Raw genomic sequence first — 20071 nt, forward strand, 5'->3', positions numbered from 1 at the left:
TTTAACACGGGCGTTCCAGCGAACGGAACCAGCATAATGCGGCGCAGGCAACAGGGGCAGCGATCCCCCGGTGACTGACGCAAAAGCAGCAGGGGTGACCCGACATGCATCCCACGCTTAAGGGGTCCTGCCTGCCAGATCATTCCCTGACGCCGATCTACCAAAGGGGATGAGGGGTAGTCCCCATCAACACCTGCTGAAAGTCACCAGCACATCCTGACCGGAAGCCGGCCTTCTCGGCCGGCCCGTGCATTGTCTGGGTCACGGCAAGATAGAAACTCAGACGCAAACGCATCGAGGGAACGCTTAAGCGCCAGCCTTTCTGGTCATTCGCCTGCGCTCAGGGCTGGCCGCCTTGACCATCGGGGGTGAACAGGTCGATCCGGTGCGGATTGATGCGACGCAGATCGCCACGACGCAGGGTCAGCCCCAGCTTGTCAAAGAAATCAAGGATCTGGATCGCCACTTTGCGCCCGTTCTGCACCCGGTCGCGAAAGGCAGGCGCGGTGAACCAGCCGTCTGACGATCGCGCCCCCAGATCTCGGATGATGCCCACCATCTCGACCGTGGTGGCGCGGGCAAAGAAATGGTCATGCGCAATCTGGTCAAGGCGGCCCTGACGGGCGGCCATGCGCAGGATGCGGCGGACCTCGGTTTCCCCGGCACCGAATTCATGGGCAAAATCACGCACGCGGGGTGGGCGAAAACGTTCCTCCCCGCTCAGCCGGGGCAGGATCAGCTCCAACAGCGCCTCATCCTCGGGCGAAAGCCGGGGCAGGTGGCCGGGCAGGCGGATAAAGGCACCGTCCAGCGCGATACGGCCCGCCTCGGCCTCAGCCCGCAGCAGGGCCGCAAAATCAGCCTTGGGCAGGCGCGGGGTCAACATCAGCCGAAGCTTTTCACGGCCCACACCCTGAAGATCGGCGTTTTCGGCGTGAAAGGCAGCAAGCTCTGCCTGCATCGCCTCGCGCAGCGCATCAAGCCGGGCAGGGGCCAGAGCCTGCCTGCTGCCCGGAATGGTGGCGACACCCGAGGCCGTGACGGCGCGATCAAGCTCGGGCAAAGCAAGCGCACGGTCGCGGGCAAAGCCGTTAAGGTCGATCACCGTCAGATCAGCCAGAGCCGTCAGCGCCCGCGCCGGGTCAGGCATGGCCATGGCGCGCAAGGCTGCCAGACGCTCAGGCCGGGCCCGGTGTCGGGCGGGCGCGCGCAGGTCGATCAACCGTCCCCCGCCGATGGTGCGCCGGGCCGAAACATCACGCAGGATGAACCGCTCACCCGCCGTAGCGGCAAGCGGACGGTCAAGAACAAGCTGCGCCAGCCTCTCAGCACCGGGCGCAATCGGCCCCTCCAGCGGCACGACGCGGACCCCGGTCTCGGCCGCGCCCAGATGCAGGCGAGCGGGAAACCATGTGGTCAGTGCTTTTGGTTCGGTCCCAAGCACCCGCAGGGCCACGTCGATGCGCTGGCTTGGCGCATGCAGCACCGGGTCCAGCGCGACATCGCCGCGGTGGATTGCATCGCGTGCCACGCCCTCTCCGGCAAGGTTCAGGGCACAGCGCTGACCGGCAAGCCCCTCACCAGCCTTGCGGTTCTGGGCGTGAATGCCGCGCACCCGCGCAGCAAGACCCGAGGGGCTGATCACGATCTGATCCCCCACCGCCACCCGGCCCGACAGAACGGTGCCGGTGACGACAGTACCGGTCCCGGCCAGCGTAAAGCTGCGGTCGATGGCCATACGAAACCGCGCCTCGGTCGCACGTATGGCAGTCTCGGTCTCGGCCTGCATCAGCGCGACACGCAAAGGGTCGATGCCCGCGCCTGTCAGGGCCGAAACCGCAAAGACCGGCGCACCGGCAAGGCCGGTCGGGGCCAGAAGCGCCGCAATCTCGGCCTCAAGCCGGGCGATGCGGTCTGGCAGAGCCAGATCGGCCTTGGTCAGCGCCACCATCCCGCGCGAGATGCCAAGCAGGTCAAGAATGGCCAGATGTTCGCGCGTTTGCGGCATGATGCCGTCATCGGCAGCCACGACCAGCAACGCCATGTCGATGCCGCCCGCGCCGGCAAGCATGGTGTGGACGAATTTCTCGTGCCCCGGCACATCGACAAAGCCAGTAACCGTCCCACCGCCCAGATCGGCGTAGGCAAAGCCAAGTTCGATGGTGATGCCGCGGGCCTTTTCCTCGGCCAGGCGGTCGGTCTCGACCCCTGTCAGGGCGCGGACCAGCGCGGTCTTACCATGGTCGATATGCCCCGCCGTGCCGACGATCATCGTCCGCGCCGCACCGCCGTCAGTAACCGATCAGGAAGGGGTTAAAGCCGCCCCGTTTCCATTCGGTATCCCGCATCATCAGATCAAGCCCAAGGCTGGCAACATCGTCTGCCACCGGCTCAAGCGAGGGGTTACGGTTCTGATAAAGGATCTTGACCCAGCTTTCACACTCGCGACAGACCTCGGCCTTGACGGTCGCCTCGTCCGTCTCGACCGAGCGATACGAGATGCCCTTGGTCGAACCGCAGCAAAGGCAGGTCACCCGCACCTCGTTCCACAACGTCTGGCACGTCGCGCAAGAACAATAGCGCGCGCCCTCGGCACCGATATTCTCGGTCACCACGCTTGATACGGGGCGCCCGCCACAAGCCGGACAGGTGCCGGTGCGGATGCGCACCAGCTTTTCAGGATCAAGCCTCGCGGCCTGCGTCGCGGCAAGGACCTGTAGCGCGGCAGCAGCAAAAAGATGCGGGGCAACGCTATCCTCGGGGATGGTGTCGGTCAGGACATTGCCCATCACCCAGTCCAGATCCGAAGGCTCGGCCGCCTGCAAAGCAGCCAGCGCCAGCCGGGCAGGTTCGGGCATCTCAAGCCCGGAAAGCCGCTTGAGCAGCAGGGGCAGGGCCTCTGCCAGCCCCCTGCGCATCGCATTGCGGTCCAACGGCGGCATGCGGCTGGAGCGGGCAAGCTCGATCCGTTCGGCCGGGATGGGCTCGGGCCGGGGCAGTTCGCCAGCCAGATCGGCCTGAGCGCGACAGATCCCGGCCAGAAAGCGCAGATAGGGCGCAAGGTTCGGGCTGTGCCCGGCCAGAAAATCGAACCGCTCGGCCCGGGTGGTAAACAGCGCCACGGGATCGGGCAGGCGCGCCAAGGGAACCTTGGCGACGCCGCCGATCATCGAGGGGTCGGGTTTCAGAGCGGTGGACATGGCTTCCTTTCGGATCGCTTGGGCCTACTTTGCCGGGCCGCTTTCCCCGCGTCCAGCCAGTTCACGCAACCATTTGCGGTGGTGTCGCCAGGCCCAGCCGCCGGTCACGGTGCCACGCGTCATGGCGCGCAGCGTGCCGCGGGTCCAGATCGCCGCATAGACATGCAGGATAAAGGTCAGGATGATCGCAATCGCAGCAAGCGCATGGACAAGCACCGCCCAGCGCCGCACCGGGATGGTGACCAGATCAGGGAAATATTCCTGCCAGATCATCACCCCCGATACGATCAGCACCACGATCAGCACCGACATGGCCCAGAAGACGAATTTCTGTCCGGCATTGTATTTGCCAAGTTCAGGCAGTTTCTCTTCTTCGCCGCGCACGACATCACCGATCTGACTGACCCAGGTCCGGTCCTCGGGGCGGGGCAGGTTCAGCCGCCACATCTGCAAAAACAGCAGCAGGAAGCTGAAAAACAGCAGCACACCCACGAAAGGATGCAGCCAGCGCGTCACCTGCCCCCCACCGAACAAGCCGGTCAGGAAGTAAAGCGAAGGGTGAAACAGCGCCAGCCCCGAGACCAGCAGCACGATCAGGCTGGCCGCCGTCACCCAGTGGTTCAGCCGGGTGATGCCGCGATAACGGCTGACGGTGACCGGGCGGCGGCTTTCGATGTGATCACCCCTGGCCGAGAATACACGCCTCGACATCACACCACCCCCTTTTCTGGCGTGGTCGGGGACTCGCTGCCCTCGACCAGCTTTTCGGCATGGACCTCATCCTCGGCCGAGACCTTGTTGGCGCGCGCAAGCAGCCCATGCAGGACCGAGCCGACAGCAGCAGCGCCGATGGCGGCAAGGCCCAGCGTCTTGGTCACGCCCTTCCAGCCCTGAACCACCGGCGAGATGCGCGGCTCTTCGGGCAGGTTCGAGTAAAGCGAGGGCTGATCGGCGTGGTGCAGCACGTAAAAGACATGCGTGCCGCCAACCCCTTCGGGATCATAGATGCCGGCATTGTCATAGCCGCGCGATTTCAGATCCTCGACCCGCGCTTCGGCATGGGCAAGCATATCCTCTTTGGTGCCAAAGACGATTGCCTGGGTCGGACAGGCCTTGGCACAGGCCGGCCCCTGACCCACCGCCACCCGATCCGAACAGAGCGTGCATTTATAGCTCTTGTGATCGGTCTTGCTGACCCGCGGGATGTTAAAGGGACAGCCAGTGACGCAATAGCCGCAACCGATGCAGTTTTCGTGAATGAAATCCACGATACCGTTCGAGTATTGCACGATGGCGCCCGGCGCCGGGCAGGCCTTGAGACAGCCCGGATCGGCGCAATGCATGCAGCCGTCCTTGCGGATCAGCCACTCGAAATCGCCCGTCTGCGGGTTCTCGTATTCCGAGAAGCGCATCAGGGTGAACATGTCGGGCGTCAGATCATGCGGGTTCTCATAGAGACCGACGTTATGTTCGATCTCGGGTGAGGTGTCGTTCCACTCGGCGCAAGCTGACTGGCAGGCCTTGCAGCCAATGCATTTCGACACGTCGATCAGCTTGGCCACCGGCGTCAACTCGCGCGTCGGCGGCGGCAGATCAGGCATGGCCGAGGCGCGGACGACATCGCCCGGCCCCAGATTGGCCTGCATCGGTTGTACAGGCGGGTTTGAAACCGCCGTGCGCGGACTATCGAGGTTCGCATCCGTCGTCATGATACGGCCTCCCCTGTGGCGGGTTCGATATTGACCAGGAACGCCTTGAATTCAGGCGTTTCGACGTTGGCGTCGCCGACAAAGGGCGTCAGGCTGTTCGGCCCCCAGCCCTTGCGCGCTGCCCCCATAAAGCCCCAGTGCAGCGGGATGCCGATGACATGCACCAGCTTGTCGCCACATTGCATGGGCTTTAGTCGCCCGGTCACCAGCGCCTTGGCACGGACCTCGCCCCGCTTGGACCAGACCCGTACCGAAGCGCCAGGCTGAATGCCCTTTTCAGCGGCCAGCTCACGGCTGATCTCGACAAAGAATTCGGGCTGCAGGGCCGCGTTGATGCGGTTGTGCTTGGTCCAGTAGTGGAAATGCTCGGTCAACCGGTACGAGGTCGCCACAAAGGGGAACTCGTCACTGGTGGCGAACTGCTCGGCATCGCTGGCAAAGACCCGCGCCACCGGGTTGCCGCGCATCTCCGGGTTAAAGACGTTGGCAATCGGCGACTCGAACGGCTCCATATGGGTCGGGAAAGGTCCGTCCCGCATCATGCCCCGGGTGAACAGGCGCGAAACGCCTTCGGGGTTCATGATAAAGGGGCCGACCTCTTCCGGCCTCGAGGCGGGGGCAATGTCGGGCACGTCATAGCCCGTCCATTTCTGGCCGTCCCACTCAAGCAGCTTGCGCGACGGATCCCAGGGCCGGCCCTGCACATCAGCAGAGGCGCGGTTGTAAAGGATCCGGCGGTTCAGCGGCCAGGCGAACGCCCAGTTCGGATAGGCTCCGGTCTCGTCGGGGTCATTATTGTCCCGGCGGGCCATGTTGTTGCCTTCCTCGTTCCAGCAGCCGGCATAAATCCAGCAGGCGCCCATGGTCGTGCCATCGTCGCGATACTGACTAAAGTTCAGCAGCTGTTTGCCCCTGGCCGTCAGAACCTTGGCCGGGTCGGCGGTGTCGCGGACATCCTCCAGCGCCCTGCCGTTCAGTTCCTTGGCCAGTTCTTCGGGCGAGGGCTCATCGGGGTCGGCATAGTCCCAGGTCAGGTTCAGGATCGGATCGGGGAAGACCCCGCCTTCATCCTCATACAGCTTTTTCACGCGCAGGAAGATCTGCGCCATGATCCAGGTGTCGTGCTTTGCCTGACCGGGCGGCGTCGCCGCAGCCCAGTGCCATTGCAGCCAGCGGCCCGAGTTGACCAGCGCACCGTCGTCCTCGGCAAAGCAGCTGGAGGGCAGTTCCAGCACCTCGGTCTGAATCGAGGCGGTGTCCACGTCGTTATGTTCGCCGTGGTTTTCCCAGAAATGCGCCGTCTCGGTGGCCAGCGGGTCCATCACCACCAGAAGCTTGAGCTTGCTCAGCGCCGAGGTCAGCTTGCCCCGGTTCGGGAAAGCCAGCAACGGGTTGAAGCCCTGACAGAAATAGATGTTGACCTTGCCCGCATCCATCAGCTCGAACATGCGCAGGATGTCATAGGTCGGCACATCCAGCTTGGGCAGGTAATGATAGGCCCAGTCGTTTTCGGCCGTGGCCGCATCCCCCCACATGGCCTTCATGAAGCTGACCATGAACTTGGGATAGTTCTGCCAATAGCTGGTCTGACCCGGCCGCAGCGGCTTAAAGCTGCGGCTGGACATATAGGTCTGCCAGTCCGGTTCCTTTTCGGTCGGGATATTCAGATAACCCGGGATCAGGTTCGACATCAGACCGATATCGGTCAGACCCTGGATGTTAGAGTGGCCGCGCAGGGCGTTCATCCCGCCGCCCCGGACACCGATATTGCCAAGGATCAGCTGCAACATCGCCATGCCGCGGATGTTTTGCGAACCCTTGGAGTGCTGCGTCCAGCCAAGAGCATACATCGAGGTCATGGTCTTGTCGGGGGCCGAGCACTCTCCGATCATCTCGGCGACCTTGAGGAAGCGATCTTTTGGCGTGCCACAGACCTGCTCGACCAGCTCGGGCGTATAGCGCGAGACATGCTCTTTCAGCAGGTTCCAGACACAGCGCGGATGCTCCAGCGTCGGGTCAACCTCGGCATATCCGTCCTCGCCGAGGACATAGTCCCAGCTTGAGCGGTCGTAATCCCGCTTTTCGGGGTCATAGCCGGTGAACAGGCCGTCGTTCCAGCCGAAACCCTCCTTCACGATGAAAGGCGCGTTGGTAAAGGCCTTCACATATTCCCACTGGACCTTGTCGTTCTGGATCATCCAGTTGATCAAAGCCATGAGGAAAACGATGTCCGAACCCGGGCGGATCGGCGCATAGTAATCGGACACCGAAGCCGTACGGGTGAAACGCGGGTCCACCACAATCAGCTTGGCGCCACGATGGGCTTTGGCCTCGGTCACCCATTTGAAGCCGCAGGGATGCGCTTCGGCAGCGTTGCCGCCCATGACGACCACGAGGTCGGTATTCTTGATGTCGGTCCAGGAGTTGGTCATCGCTCCACGGCCAAATGTCGGGCCCAAACTGGACACCGTGGGGCCGTGTCAGACGCGCGCCTGGTTATCGAATCCGACAATCCCCATGGCCCGGACCGTCTTGTAGGTCAGCCATGCGGTTTCATTGGTGGTTGCCGACGCAGCCAGAAAACCGGTCGAGGTCCAGCGGTTGACCGTCACGCCATCATCATTGGTCAGGACCATATTGGCGTCGCGGTCGTCCTTAAGGGCACGGGCAATCTTGTCCAGCGCCTCTTCCCAGGAAATCTCTTCGAAGGTTGCCGAACCGGGGCGCCGGATGCGCGGCGTCGTCAGCCGGGTTTCGGCATTGACGAAATCCTTCAGCGCCGCACCTTTCGGGCACAGCGTGCCGCGGTTGGTCGGATGGTCGGCATCGCCTTCGATGTGCACGACCCTGGCCTCTTCGCCGGCCTTCAGATCACCGTTCGAATAGATGATGATGCCGCAGGCGACCGAACAATAGGGACAGGTGTTGCGCGTCTCGGTCATCGAGGCCAGCTTGAAGGCACGGACCCGCGCCTGCTCTGCCGCCTCTGCCCCGCCGAAGCCCATGGCCCCAAGCGATGTCGCCGCGACACCCGCGCCGGCCAGTTTTAGAAAACCGCGCCGCGAGAGGTCGATGTTCATCGTGCCCTCCTTTTGCCTGTCGAGTAGATAGGTACCCTCAAGGATGCGCCCTGTATGGTAGAAATGTCAAGGCAGGCACGGGAACGGGCGGTCCCCCAAGGAACCGCCCGCGCCTTTGAAAAATACAGGTTTTTCGTCAGGTTTTGCCCTGATCCTGCGTTCTAGACATCAACGGCGACCGCCCCGATGGGATGTGAGCAGCAGGCAAGGATATAGCCTTCCTCGATATCCTCGTCGGTGATACCGCCGTTATGGACCATATGCACCTCTCCCGAGGTTTTGCGGATCTTGCAGGTCCCGCAAAGGCCAAAGGTGCAGCCCGAGGGGATGTTCAGCCCGTTCGCCTTGGCAACTGCCAGAACGGTATCCGTCTCGTGGCATTTCGCAGTGACGCCCGATGCCGAAAAAGTGATCTGCGCCGCGCTTTCCTCATCAGGGACAACATCGTCCAGCACAGGGGCATCGGCCTCATTACGGACCGGCGCGCCAAAGCTTTCCTGATGATAACGGTCCATGTCAAAGCCAAGCGCGATCAGCATGTCGCGCACCGCCTGCATGAACGGCTCGGGACCGCAGCAAAAGACCTCTCGTTCCAGATAGTCCGGGGCCATGAGGCCCAGCATGATCTGGTTCAGCCGCCCGCGATAGCCGTGCCAGCTGCGGAAGGGGTCGCCCTCTTCGACCGAAAAGCGCAGTTGCAGCCCCGGCACCCGGTCCGCCATGCCCTCAAGCCGCTGGCGAAAGATGATGTCGCTGGGCGTCCGCGCCGCATGGACAAAGACGATGTCGGGCATTTCACCCGAATCCCAGGCCCATGTGGTCATCGACATCATCGGCGTGATGCCCGACCCCGCCGAGATGAACAGGTATTTCGACGCCTCATGCCGGACGAACGAGAAAATACCCGCCGGACCAAAGGCCTTGATGCGCATCCCCGGCCGCAGATGGTCCAGCATCCAGCGCGTGCCGATGCTGCCCGGCTGCGCCTTGACCGTGACCGAGATCGACAGCGGCCGCGAAGGGCTTGAACTGATCGTATAGGTCCGCTGCACATTGCCGCCGGGCACGGGCAGATCAAGCGTGATGAACTGACCGGGCTGATAGTCGAACCACGCCCCTGACGGCGAACGGAACGTAAAGGTGGCGGTGTCCGATGTCTCGGGCACCACCATCGCGCATTCCAGCGGTTCGTCGTCTTTCCACGGCTTATCGCCGAATGCCTTGACCAGTACTGCCATTATTCAGCCGCCATTGCCGGGGTCGGGGACAGACGTTCAGCCATCGTGTCGCAATACCAGTCGATGAACTGGACCACGCCTTCTTCCTGGATCATCGAATAGGGACCCGGTTCATAGGCGGGCGACAGGATGCCGCGCTGGTTTTCCTCGACCACCTGGCGGTCCTCGTCATTGGTGTTCAGCCAGACGCGGGTCAGGGTCTCGATGTCGTAATCCTGACCTTCGACCGCATCCTTGTGAACCAGCCAGTTGGTCGTGACCAGCGTTTCCGTCGGGCTTAGCGGCAGGACGCGGAACACGATCGAATGATCGGCAAGGAAGTGGTTCCAGGTGTTGGGATAGTGGAAGAACAACAGGCTGCCCGCATCGTTGAAGGGCATCTGGCCCATCCGCTTTGACACCGCGGCCTTGGTGCTGAGCGTATAGCTTTCAGCGTTGTTCAACAGCGGAATGCGCGCCAGACGCCACTGCATCCGCGGGTGATTGATAAAGCGCGAGGGCAGGCCGGCCGCCTCGCAGCGGTTCCAGTGCTCAAGGATTTCGGGGCTGGCGCTGTCGGGACCTTCCATCGCTGTCATGCGCGGGTTGTCCGAATAGGTCCGGCACAGCGAAGGATGGCTGCCGCCGCAATGGTAGCATTCGCGGTTATTCTCGATCACCAGCTTCCAGTTGCCCTTTTCGATGATGCTGGACGAGAATGCGACCTTGGCATCTGCAAGTCCGCTGGGCGCGAGATAGGTCGCAAGCTTGCTGGCCAGATCGGCAATCGCCGGCGGCACCTGCGCAAGACAGATGAACACCATGCCGCTGAGATCCACGCAATGCACAGGCTTGAGGCCGAATTTCGAGGCGTCAAAGTCGTCGCCCATATCACGGGCATAGACCAGCTTGCCGTCCAGCTCATAGGTCCACTGGTGATAGGGACAGACCAGTTTGGCGGTCGAGCCGTTCGGCTTGGAACAGATGCGCTGGCCGCGATGACGGCAAACGTTGTGGAAGGCGCGGATTTTGCCATCACCACCGCGCACGATCAGCACCGGATAGGAACCGACCTGAAGGGTGGCATAATTGCCGGTCTTGGGGATCTCGCAGGCCGGGATAGCGTAGATCCATTCTTTGTACCAGATCTGTTCCAGATCCGCCTGGAACACTCCCTCATCGCAATAAAGATCACGCGTCAGGGCGTGATCCTTTCGCCGGTTGGTGATCTGGTTGAGAATTTCGGCTGTGTTCAACATGGCTCGATTCCGTCACAAGAGAGCTAACCCAACCCAAGCATTGCACCCCTTTGAGGCGGCGTAATTCGCCAAATACGACGCTCGGATGACGGAAACAGACATCGGAGGGGTACCGGCGTGTCTGCTGCCTGTAGCAACCAAGTATAAACCATCCCTGTGCGGACCGTGCAGGCAGCTGTCGGGCAGAGCTTTGGAACAAGTCTGGGGATAACTCCGTGACATCCGGGGGCAGAATCTGTGGAGATCCCACACCCTTTTCCCATCCCCGCATTCCCGCCCTGAACAGAGCACGAACGAAGATCGGTTCTCCACATGTCTAAAACTGACGAGGAATCCTCCACAAGCTGTGGAAAAGAATAATTTTCACAAACTTATCCACAGAACGATATCTTATATCTCTATGTTTTATTGATAAATTTTCAAAGAAGGCGGATCAGGACTCTTGTTTTCCACAGAGGATCTCAGCTGGGGAATTTTGCCCTGAAACAATGATTTCCAGTCATCCACAGGCCCTATTACAACCACATCCTTTCTTTATCTTCATTCTTTCTTTGATAGAGAGAGGACGTGCCGGAGGTTCCTCATGACTGATTTCCTGTCCCTTGCTTATCCATGGATCAAATCACTGCATGTGATGGCAGTGATTTCGTGGATGGCCGGACTGTTCTATCTGCCTCGGCTGTTCGTTTATCATGCCGAACGAGCGGGAACTGGCGATGAACCTGTTCAATCATTTGAAATCATGGAAGAAAAACTTCTTCGGATGATCATGAATCCAGCGATGATCGTCAGTTGGGGGGCAGGGCTTGCCCTTGTACTGACACCGGGGATCGTCGATTGGACGATGATCTGGCCATGGAGCAAAGCCCTTGGCGTCATCGGGATGACCTGGTTTCACATGTGGCTTGCTGGTCAGCGCAAGGCACTGTTGCAAGGCAAAGGGCTGAGCGGGCGAAGCTATCGCATGATGAATGAGCTGCCGACGCTTTTCATGGCGGTTATTGTCCTGTCCGTGATCGTCAAGTTCTGAAAGAATTGACTCGCGGCCCAATTCTGCCTATGTGAGCCGGAACCGCCGTCCGGCGGGGATTCTCCAGATACATTTTTCCTGCGCCGGCCGGCCTGAGTGCCAGGCGGTGCTCGCCCATAGGCAAGACATGACCGAAGAACGCCTCAATCTGTTCGATCTCAAGGCCAAGAGCCCCGCTGACCTGCTGGCCATGGCCGAGGAATGGGAAATCGAGAACGCCTCGACCATGCGCAAGGGCGAGATGATGTTCTCGTTGCTGAAAGAACATGCCGAAGAAGGCTATGAAATCGGCGGTGACGGCGTTCTTGAGGTGGTGCAGGACGGTTTTGGCTTCCTGCGCTCGCCCGAGGCGAACTATCTGCCCGGTCCTGATGATATCTATGTCAGCCCCGACATGATCCGCCAGCACAGCCTGCGCACCGGTGACACGGTCGAAGGCGTGATCCGTGCGCCCGGCGAGAATGAGCGTTATTTCGCCCTGACAAAAGTAGAACGGATCAATTTTGAGGATCCTGACAAAGCCCGTCATAAGGTCGCCTTTGACAACCTGACCCCGCTTTACCCCAATGAGCGGCTGAAGATGGAGATCGAAGACCCGACTATCAAAGACCGTTCGGCCCGGATCATTGATCTGGTGGCGCCGATTGGTAAGGGGCAGCGTTCGCTGATCGTTGCACCGCCGCGCACCGGTAAGACGGTCCTGTTGCAAAATATTGCGCATTCGATCGAAAAGAACCATCCCGAGTGCTATCTGATCGTCCTGTTGATCGACGAGCGCCCGGAAGAGGTGACCGATATGCAGCGTTCGGTTAAGGGTGAGGTGATCTCCTCGACCTTTGACGAACCGGCCAGCCGTCACGTTGCCGTTTCGGAAATGGTGATCGAAAAGGCCAAGCGTCTGGTCGAGCATAAGCGAGATGTTGTCATCCTGCTTGACTCGATCACAAGACTTGGTAGGGCGTTCAACACCGTCGTGCCCAGCTCGGGTAAAGTTCTGACCGGCGGTGTCGATGCGAATGCGCTTCAGCGTCCAAAACGCTTCTTTGGCGCGGCGCGGAATATCGAAGAGGGCGGTTCGCTGACCATCATCGCGACAGCCCTGATCGACACCGGTTCGCGCATGGACGAGGTGATCTTTGAAGAATTCAAAGGCACTGGCAACAGCGAGATCGTTCTGGATCGTAAAGTCGCTGACAAGCGTGTCTTCCCGGCGATGGACATCCTTAAGTCCGGCACCCGTAAAGAGGAACTGCTGGTCGATCCCAAAGATCTGCAGAAAACCTATCTGCTGCGGCGTATCCTGAACCCGATGGGCACAACGGATGCGATCGAGTTCCTGATCTCGAAGCTGAAGCAGACCAAGACCAATGGCGAGTTCTTCGATTCAATGAACGCCTGATGGCGCGGAGGATGCGGTGGACACGATCTTTGCCGAGGCGACGCCTCCCGGTCGGGGAGGCGTCTCGGTTGTCCGCCTGAGCGGGCCGAAGGCACGTGCGGCACTGGAATCACTTGCCGGACCGATAGCAGCACCACGAATTGCGGTGCTGCGCGCATTAAGGGATGGCGAAGATCTGATCGACCGCGCCCTGGTTCTATGGTTCGAGGAAGGGCACAGCTTTACCGGCGAAGAAGTGGCCGAGCTGCATATTCACGGTGCACCGATCATAGTGAACCGGCTGACTCAGGCTTTGCTGGCACGTGGTCTGCGGCGGGCTGAGGCAGGTGAGTTCACCAGGCGTGCATTCCTGAACGGCCGTATGGATCTTGCCGAGGCTGAAGGTCTGGCAGATCTTTTGGCAGCCGAGACCGAGGCGCAGCGCAAACTTGCCATGCGGGCGACTGAGGGGGAGCTTGGGCAGAAAGCTGACGAGCTACGCTCGGGGTTGATCCGGGCCGGAGCTCTGGTTGAGGCCAGCATAGATTTTGCTGATGAGGATGTTCCCGAGGATGTTCCCGAAGAGGTCTTTGATCTGATCGATAAAGTGCGGTTGGATATTCAGCAGATGCTTACAACTTATCCTGCCACTGAACGGCTGCGTCAGGGTTATGAGGTAGCGATTATTGGTCCTCCGAATGCTGGTAAATCCACACTGTTGAACCGGATCGGACAGCGCGAAGTAGCCTTGGTTTCCGATATTGCGGGGACAACACGGGATATTCTTGAGCTGCGCACTGACCTGCGTGGCCTGCCGGTGACTTTCCTGGACACGGCTGGTTTGCGTGAAAGCAGTGATCCGGTCGAGGCGATGGGCGTGGCCAGAGCTCTGAAGCGCGCTGAAGAGGCTGATCTGCGTATTCATCTTTCGGTCGATGGCATGCCTGTCGAGGAGGTGAAGGACGGAGATATTGTCATTCGCTCCAAATCCGATCTGGGACAAGGTGAGGGAATGGCGATTTCGGCCATGACCGGGGAAGGGGTCGCAGAGCTTTTGGATATGGTTTATGATCGCCTGCGAGTCAGGGCTGCTGATTCAGGTCTGGTCAGTCATCGTCGCCAAGCAGAAGCTTTGCAGCGAGCACTGCTTGCTCTGGAAGTTAACAAACATATGGCGCCAGAGCTGCTTGCAGAAGGGTTGCGTCAGGCAGCTCAAGCTTTGGCGATGATGGTTGGCAGGGTCGGGGCCGAGGATTATCTGGACGAGATCTTCAGCTCGTTCTGCATCGGAAAGTAGAGTTTCACGTGAAACATTACGACGTAATCGTGATTGGTGGAGGCCATGCCGGCGTCGAGGCCGCCATGGCCGCTGCCCGTATGGGCGTCGAAACGGCTCTGGTGACGATGAACCAGACCGATATCGGCACTATGTCCTGCAATCCTGCAATAGGTGGTCTTGGAAAAGGTCATTTGGTGCGAGAAATTGATGCACTGGACGGGATTATGGGGCGGTTGGCAGATGCAGCTGGAATCCAGTTCCGCCTTCTTAATCGTCGCAAAGGTCCCGCTGTGCAGGGGCCGCGCGCGCAGGCTGATCGCAAACTCTACCGTCAGGCGGCGGGGCAAGCGGTTGCAGCGCAATCGGGATTGTCCGTTCTTCTGGGAGAAGCGGCTGAATTAGTTCAAGAAAATGGCCAGGTTGTCGGGCTGCGGCTGGCGGATGGGCGGGAGCTTCTGTCCCGACAGATTATTCTGACGACCGGGACTTTCCTCAATGGGCTGATCCATATCGGAGAGGTTACCAAACAGGCAGGCCGTTGGGGTGACTCTGCCTCTGTCTCACTTGCGGCTTCGCTGAAGCCCTTGGACCTGCCTCTGGGTCGGTTGAAAACCGGGACGCCGCCGCGCATTGCCCGCAGAAGTATTGACTGGGATAGTCTCGACCAGCAGCCCGGCGATGACGAGCCGACGATGTTCTCTTACCTGAACTCGGCGCCAATGGTTCAGCAAATCAGTTGCGCAGTCACTCATACCAATACTGAAACCCACCGGGTGATCCGCGAAAACCTCGGTCGTTCGGCGATGTACGGGGGACGAATCGATGGCGTCGGGCCGCGCTATTGTCCCTCGATCGAGGATAAGATTGTCCGCTTTGCTGACAAAGATTCGCATCAGATTTTCCTTGAACCAGAGGGGCTGGACAGCGATCTGGTCTATCCGAACGGCATCTCAACTTCCCTTCCGGAAGAAGTACAGATTGCCTATGTTCGCTCGATTCGCGGCTTGGAGCAGGCCGAAATCGTCCAGCCTGGCTATGCTGTGGAATATGACTACGTAGATCCGCGCGCCCTTACCCCAGCGCTAGAGGCGAAAGCGTTAACGGGCTTGTTCCTTGCCGGACAGATCAACGGCACTACCGGCTATGAGGAAGCGGCCGCCCAGGGGCTGGTTGCTGGCCTAAACGCTGCGCTGAAAGCTCAGGGCAGGGGTCCGCTGCATTTCAGCCGGTCGCAAAGCTATATTGGGGTGATGATCGACGATCTGGTTACCCGCGGGGTAAGCGAACCCTACCGCATGTTCACCTCGCGGGCAGAGTTCCGACTGTCGCTTCGTGCCGATAATGCCGATCAACGACTTACCTCACTCGGAATCGAAACCGGATGCGTGGGACAAGAGCGTCAGGCTGCTTTTGCCGAGAAGCAGAGACGCTATACTCTTGCCCGCCAGCGTGCGGAGGCGATCACCCTCTCTCCGTCGGATCTGCGGCGGGCAGGAATCGAGGTTCGTCAGGATGGCGTGCGCCGCAGTTTGTTCTCTCTCTTGGGGCAGCATGAAATCCCTCAAGATCAAGTACTTGAACTTGATCAGGAGCTTAGTTCGTACGATGCAGCGACCATCAAGCAGCTGGCCGTTGATGCGCTGTATCATCAATATGCGGATCGCCAGAGTCGGGATGCTGAGCTGTTGCGCAAGGAAGAAGCCGTCGCTATCCCGACTGACTTTGATTATGATGCCCTCTCTGGGCTATCGAATGAACTGAAATCAAAGCTCAAACAGCATCAGCCAACTAGTCTGGCTGCAGCAGCGACAATTGAGGGGATGACCCCGGCAGCTTTGACACTCATTCTCGCCGTTATACGCACTGGGATGCGCCAAAAAGCATGCTGAGTGTTTCACGTGAAACAGCCGGGCAGTTGGCGGGTTATGCCGCGCTGCTACGGAAGTGGAATCCCGCTATCAATCTGATCGCCCCCTCGACGGTCGATCAGATCGAATCCCGCCATATCGCGGATTGCACCCATCTGGCTGAAGTTTCAGTTGGGGCACAGGGGAAATGGGCGGATTTAGGTAGCGGAGGCGGTTTACCGGCTGTTGTCTTAGCCATTGCCCGCCCCGATCTTAATGTAACGATGGTCGAAAGTGATCAGCGGAAAGCATCCTTTCTTCGTACTGCGATACGTGAGCTGTCGTTGAAAAATGCGCAGGTGATCTCCCAGCGGATCGAAGTCCTGGATCGGCTCGAAGCAGCGCATGTCAGTGCAAGGGCGCTTGCCCCTCTTCCACGCCTCATGTCATATGTGGAACGGCATCTGGAAACTGATGGAACTGCCTGGTTGATGAAGGGTCGTAACTGGCAAGCCGAGGTATCCGAGGCCCGGAAAGACTGGTCATTTGACCTGAAAGCACACCCAAGCGCGACAGATCCTGACGCGGCCATTCTGGAGATCACGGGAATTCGCCATGCTTGATACTCGCATTATTGCCGTTGCAAACCAGAAGGGTGGGGTTGGTAAAACCACCACGGCCATCAACTTGGGTGCGGCGCTGGCCGAGCAGGGCCAGAAAGTTGCAATTATAGACCTTGATCCTCAGGGCAATGCATCCACAGGATTAGGTGTGCCGCTGGAAGAGCGCGAGCTTACCTCTTATGATCTGCTGACCGGGGAGCAGACACTTCAGGACACCCTTCAAGACACCGATATTTCCGACCTGCAAATCGTGCCGTCAAACCGTGATCTGGCCTCAGCGGATCTTGAGCTGTCCAGTCGTGCCGGCCGAACGCAGCTTTTGCGGCGCAAGCTTTCGGGTACGATGGAATTCGACTATATCCTGATCGACTGTCCGCCGGCGCTTGGACTGCTGACGGTTAACGCGATGGTGGCTGCGCATAGTGTGCTGGTACCGCTGCAAGCAGAATTCTACGCGCTTGAAGGGCTGTCGCAGCTTTTGATGACGGTGCGCGAGGTGCGTCAGACCGCCAATCCCGATTTACGGATCGAAGGCGTGCTTTTGACCATGGCCGACAGCCGCAACAACCTGTCCCAGCAGGTTGAGGCTGATGCGCGTAACACCCTGTCTGGCCTTGTCTATCGCACGGTGATTCCGCGTAATGTCCGCTTGTCCGAAGCGCCTTCTCATGCAAAGCCAGTGCTGCATTACGATCCGAATTCCAAAGGAAGCCAGGCCTATCGTGAGCTGGCAAAGGAATTCTTGTCCCGTCAATTAGCGACCGCCTGAGGAGGAATCATGGTAGAGAACAGGGTAGAAAGACGTGGTCTTGGCCGTGGCCTCTCGGCGCTGATGGCCGATGTGGACCTGATTCCGTCCGAGCGTCCGGCACCGCGCCAGATGCTTCCGGTCGAACAGATCACCCCCAACCCCGACCAGCCCCGCCGCAGTTTTGCGCCTGAGGCGCTGCAGGAGCTGGCCGATTCGCTTCGCCACCGCGGCATGCTGCAGCCGCTGATCGTGCGTCCGCATCCGACTGATCGGGGGCTTTACCAGATTGTCGCCGGCGAACGTCGCTGGCGTGCAGCACAGATTGCCCAGCTGCATGAAGTTCCGGTCATCGTTCGTGACCTGAACGATACCGAAGTGCTGGAAGTTGCGATTGTCGAGAACATTCAGCGCGCAGATCTGAACGCGATCGAGGAGGCGAGCTCGTATCGCCAGCTCATGGAGCGTTTCGGCCATACGCAAGAAAAGCTGGCCGAAGCACTGAACAAAAGCCGCAGCCATATCGCCAACTTGCTTCGCCTGTTGAACCTGCCCGATCAGATTCAGGCCTGGCTCAAAGAAGGCAAACTGACTGCCGGTCACGCCCGTGCCCTGATCACTGCGCCGAATGCGGTTGAGCTGGCACGCAGGGTGATTGAAAAGAACCTGTCGGTGCGCGAAACCGAAGAACTGGTTCGCCGGCAAGCCGAGGGTCCGAGGGCCCAGAAGCCCAGGGCGCCCAAGCAGGAAAAGGACGCAGACACCCGCGCCCTCGAGGGTGATCTGAGCGCGCATCTGAAGATGAAAGTGACGATCAGTCACTCGGGAACTGACGGAGGTCAGCTGGTGATTTCCTATCGCGACCTTGATCAGCTTGATCGTCTTTGCCAGATTCTTGCCGGGAACTGATACTATATCTGGTATATTTGGTCTATATTCCCACAAAACCAGCCAGATCAATCAATTACGCATGAAAAAACCCCCGGGGTTAGCTCCCGGGGGTTTTGTCTGGGAAGACGGGTAGTTCCTAGCTGGCAGGGGTTGAACTGACGCCAACCTTGGCCGGGCGGAGCAGACGGTCATGCAGCATGAAACCGTTATCCATAACCTGAATGATATTGCCGGCGATGGTGCCGGGAACCGGCGCCTCAAACATCGCCTCATGTTTCTGCGGGTCGAATTTCTCGCCGATTTCGGGGGTAATGACCTGAATTCCGTGCTTGGCAAAGACGTTGTTCAGCTCGCGCAGGGTCAACTCCACGCCTTCGATCAGTGCGGCTGCCGCGGCGCGCTGCTCTTCGCCGGCGGCCTCCAGGGCGCGGGTCAGTGCGTCATGTACCGGCAAAAGGTCACGCGCAAGTCGCGAGCCGCCGTACTGCTCGGCTTCGCGGCGGTCCTTGTCGGCGCGTTTGCGGGCATTCTCTGCATCGGCAAGCGCGCGGATAAACCGGTCGCGATAGTCGTCCCGTTCGGCGATCAGAGCCTCGACATCGGGCGAGGCCTGTTCATCGGCCAGCGGGTCGATGGTTTCCTCGTCCAGCGGGCTGCCGTTCGCGTTTTCCTTTGTCATATCCTCATCATCCTTTCCGGCCAGAGATCACCCGGCCGACAAGCTGCGCAGTATAGTCCACGATCGGGACGATGCGGCCATAGTTCAGCCGCGTCGGACCGATTACACCGACCGCGCCAACAATCTTCCGGTCGGCATTCATATAGGGCGAAACGACCAGAGAGGAACCGGAAAGTGAAAAAAGCTTGTTTTCCGAGCCGATGAAAATACGCACACCCTCACCCTGCTCGGCCAGTTCCAGAAACTCGGCGATGTCGCGCTTGCGCTCCAGATCGTCGAAAAGCCGGCGGACGCGGTCCAGATCGGCCTGTTCATGGGCCAGCAAATTGGCGCGTCCACGCACGATCAGGCGCGGATCGTTGTTTTCCCCGTCCCACATCGCCAGGCCCGAGGACGCAAGCTCGGCCGCCATGCTGTTCAGCTGACGGCGGCTTGCCTCGATCTCCTGTGCGACACTGCGCCGCAGTTCGGCCAGTGTGCGGCCCTCGGCCACGGTATTGAGGAAATTCGCTGCTTCGCGCATGGCGCTGGCGGTATGGCCGGGCGGGGGGGTAAATATACGATTCTCAACCCGACCATCGGCAAAGACCAGCACGACCAGCGCCCGGTCGGCCGCAAGGCCGATGAACTCAATATGCCGGACAGGGGCCTCTTGCTTGGGCATCAGCACCAGCGAGGCACCCTGCGTCAGCGCCGACAGTGCCGTACTGACCCGGTCAAGCATCGCGCCGGTGTCGCCGCTTTCATCGCCAAGCGTTTCCTCGATCATCTCGCGATCAGTGGACGAGACCGGACCGGCCTCCATCAGCCCGTCGACGAACAGCCGCAGCCCCAGCTGGGTCGGCATACGCCCGGCCGAGATGTGCGGGTGATCAAGCAGGCCCAGAAGCTCAAGGTCCTGCATCACATTGCGGATTGTTGCTGCGCTGACTTTTTCGGTCATTTCCCGGGTCAGCGTGCGTGAGCCGACGGGCTCACCAGTGGCGAGATAGGCTTCGACCACGCGCCGAAACACTTCGCGCGAGCGGTCGTTCAGATCGGATAGCAGCGGAGTTTCAGGCATTGGCAATCTGGTCAGGTCGTTCACGGGTTGCAGTCGATAGCGTCAGACCTGTATCTGAACAGCAAAAC

The 20071-nt window shown here is 60.0% G+C and carries 16 protein-coding genes; 7 read left to right on the plus strand and 9 right to left on the minus strand.

Features of this window, described 5'->3' with window-relative positions:
• Nucleotides 1–340 precede the first annotated feature (340 nt).
• From selB to F8A10_RS00135, 7 genes are all read right to left on the minus strand, one after another.
• Nucleotides 341–2272 (minus strand): selenocysteine-specific translation elongation factor, encoded by a 1932-nt coding sequence (selB, locus tag F8A10_RS00105; protein WP_152366433.1) that lies wholly within the window; start codon nt 2270–2272, stop codon nt 341–343.
• A gap of 19 nt (nt 2273–2291) precedes the next feature.
• The gene (gene fdhE, locus F8A10_RS00110; RefSeq protein ID WP_152366434.1) at nt 2292–3200 is read right to left on the minus strand and encodes a formate dehydrogenase accessory protein FdhE; all 909 of its coding nucleotides are present in this window, start codon (nt 3198–3200) and stop codon (nt 2292–2294) included.
• Between the two features lie 24 nt (nt 3201–3224).
• Nucleotides 3225–3911: a formate dehydrogenase subunit gamma gene (locus F8A10_RS00115; RefSeq protein ID WP_010392082.1), complete on the minus strand. Its 687-nt coding sequence runs from the start codon at nt 3909–3911 to the stop codon at nt 3225–3227.
• The gene (fdxH, locus tag F8A10_RS00120) at nt 3911–4909 is read right to left on the minus strand and encodes a formate dehydrogenase subunit beta (RefSeq protein ID WP_010392084.1); all 999 of its coding nucleotides are present in this window, start codon (nt 4907–4909) and stop codon (nt 3911–3913) included. The genes F8A10_RS00115 and fdxH overlap by 1 nt, the downstream gene beginning before the upstream one ends.
• The gene (fdnG, locus tag F8A10_RS00125; RefSeq protein ID WP_139824586.1) at nt 4906–7989 is read right to left on the minus strand and encodes a formate dehydrogenase-N subunit alpha; all 3084 of its coding nucleotides are present in this window, start codon (nt 7987–7989) and stop codon (nt 4906–4908) included. Before fdnG ends, fdxH begins: the two co-directional genes overlap by 4 nt.
• A 161-nt stretch (nt 7990–8150) precedes the next feature.
• A complete protein-coding gene (locus F8A10_RS00130; RefSeq protein ID WP_010392090.1) occupies nt 8151–9227 on the minus strand; it encodes a hybrid-cluster NAD(P)-dependent oxidoreductase in 1077 nt (358 codons plus the stop codon).
• Nucleotides 9227–10465: an aromatic ring-hydroxylating oxygenase subunit alpha gene (locus tag F8A10_RS00135; protein WP_010392092.1), complete on the minus strand. Its 1239-nt coding sequence runs from the start codon at nt 10463–10465 to the stop codon at nt 9227–9229. Before F8A10_RS00135 ends, F8A10_RS00130 begins: the two co-directional genes overlap by 1 nt.
• 583 nt (nt 10466–11048) lie before the next feature.
• Between F8A10_RS00135 and F8A10_RS00140 the strand changes: the two genes are divergently transcribed.
• From F8A10_RS00140 to F8A10_RS00170, 7 genes are all read left to right on the plus strand, one after another.
• Nucleotides 11049–11495, plus strand: coding sequence for a CopD family protein (locus F8A10_RS00140; protein WP_152366435.1), 447 nt, complete (start codon nt 11049–11051; stop codon nt 11493–11495).
• A gap of 127 nt (nt 11496–11622) precedes the next feature.
• The gene (gene rho / locus F8A10_RS00145; RefSeq protein WP_152366436.1) at nt 11623–12894 is read left to right on the plus strand and encodes a transcription termination factor Rho; all 1272 of its coding nucleotides are present in this window, start codon (nt 11623–11625) and stop codon (nt 12892–12894) included.
• Between the two features lie 16 nt (nt 12895–12910).
• A complete protein-coding gene (mnmE, locus tag F8A10_RS00150; protein WP_152366437.1) occupies nt 12911–14170 on the plus strand; it encodes a tRNA uridine-5-carboxymethylaminomethyl(34) synthesis GTPase MnmE in 1260 nt (419 codons plus the stop codon).
• Between the two features lie 8 nt (nt 14171–14178).
• Nucleotides 14179–16041, plus strand: a complete 1863-nt coding sequence (gene mnmG / locus F8A10_RS00155) for a tRNA uridine-5-carboxymethylaminomethyl(34) synthesis enzyme MnmG (protein WP_085502382.1) — start codon at nt 14179–14181, stop codon at nt 16039–16041.
• A complete protein-coding gene (gene rsmG, locus F8A10_RS00160) occupies nt 16035–16622 on the plus strand; it encodes a 16S rRNA (guanine(527)-N(7))-methyltransferase RsmG (protein ID WP_010392103.1) in 588 nt (195 codons plus the stop codon). The genes mnmG and rsmG overlap by 7 nt, the downstream gene beginning before the upstream one ends.
• Nucleotides 16615–17391 (plus strand): ParA family protein, encoded by a 777-nt coding sequence (locus F8A10_RS00165; RefSeq protein WP_010392105.1) that lies wholly within the window; start codon nt 16615–16617, stop codon nt 17389–17391. Before rsmG ends, F8A10_RS00165 begins: the two co-directional genes overlap by 8 nt.
• A gap of 9 nt (nt 17392–17400) precedes the next feature.
• On the plus strand, nt 17401–18279 hold the full coding sequence (locus F8A10_RS00170; protein WP_085502380.1) for a ParB/RepB/Spo0J family partition protein: 879 nt from the start codon (nt 17401–17403) through the stop codon (nt 18277–18279).
• Nucleotides 18280–18397: 118 nt separating this feature from the next.
• Here F8A10_RS00170 and F8A10_RS00175 read toward each other — a convergent pair whose 3' ends face one another.
• Together F8A10_RS00175 and hrcA are read right to left on the minus strand one after the other, a co-directional pair.
• Nucleotides 18398–18940, minus strand: coding sequence for a nucleotide exchange factor GrpE (locus F8A10_RS00175; RefSeq protein WP_010392108.1), 543 nt, complete (start codon nt 18938–18940; stop codon nt 18398–18400).
• Nucleotides 18941–18947: 7 nt separating this feature from the next.
• Entirely contained in the window at nt 18948–20003 is a 1056-nt protein-coding gene (gene hrcA, locus F8A10_RS00180) for a heat-inducible transcriptional repressor HrcA (protein WP_010392110.1), read from the minus strand.
• Between the last annotated feature and the right edge of the window lie 68 nt (nt 20004–20071).

Origin of the sequence: Paracoccus kondratievae (genome assembly GCF_009301415.1) — a bacterium.
Taxonomy (GTDB): domain Bacteria; phylum Pseudomonadota; class Alphaproteobacteria; order Rhodobacterales; family Rhodobacteraceae; genus Paracoccus; species Paracoccus kondratievae.

Coding starts and splice junctions, on each gene's coding strand:
- F8A10_RS00140 (WP_152366435.1), top strand. CDS start 11,049: ATGACTGATTTCCTGTCCCTTGCTTATCCATGGATCAAATCACTGCAT.
- F8A10_RS00135 (WP_010392092.1), bottom strand. CDS start 10,465: ATGTTGAACACAGCCGAAATTCTCAACCAGATCACCAACCGGCGAAAG.
- rsmG (WP_010392103.1), top strand. CDS start 16,035: ATGCTGAGTGTTTCACGTGAAACAGCCGGGCAGTTGGCGGGTTATGCC.
- fdhE (WP_152366434.1), bottom strand. CDS start 3,200: ATGTCCACCGCTCTGAAACCCGACCCCTCGATGATCGGCGGCGTCGCC.
- F8A10_RS00175 (WP_010392108.1), bottom strand. CDS start 18,940: ATGACAAAGGAAAACGCGAACGGCAGCCCGCTGGACGAGGAAACCATC.
- F8A10_RS00130 (WP_010392090.1), bottom strand. CDS start 9,227: ATGGCAGTACTGGTCAAGGCATTCGGCGATAAGCCGTGGAAAGACGAC.
- selB (WP_152366433.1), bottom strand. CDS start 2,272: ATGATCGTCGGCACGGCGGGGCATATCGACCATGGTAAGACCGCGCTG.
- rho (WP_152366436.1), top strand. CDS start 11,623: ATGACCGAAGAACGCCTCAATCTGTTCGATCTCAAGGCCAAGAGCCCC.
- fdxH (WP_010392084.1), bottom strand. CDS start 4,909: ATGACGACGGATGCGAACCTCGATAGTCCGCGCACGGCGGTTTCAAAC.
- hrcA (WP_010392110.1), bottom strand. CDS start 20,003: ATGCCTGAAACTCCGCTGCTATCCGATCTGAACGACCGCTCGCGCGAA.
- F8A10_RS00165 (WP_010392105.1), top strand. CDS start 16,615: ATGCTTGATACTCGCATTATTGCCGTTGCAAACCAGAAGGGTGGGGTT.
- F8A10_RS00115 (WP_010392082.1), bottom strand. CDS start 3,911: ATGTCGAGGCGTGTATTCTCGGCCAGGGGTGATCACATCGAAAGCCGC.
- F8A10_RS00170 (WP_085502380.1), top strand. CDS start 17,401: ATGGTAGAGAACAGGGTAGAAAGACGTGGTCTTGGCCGTGGCCTCTCG.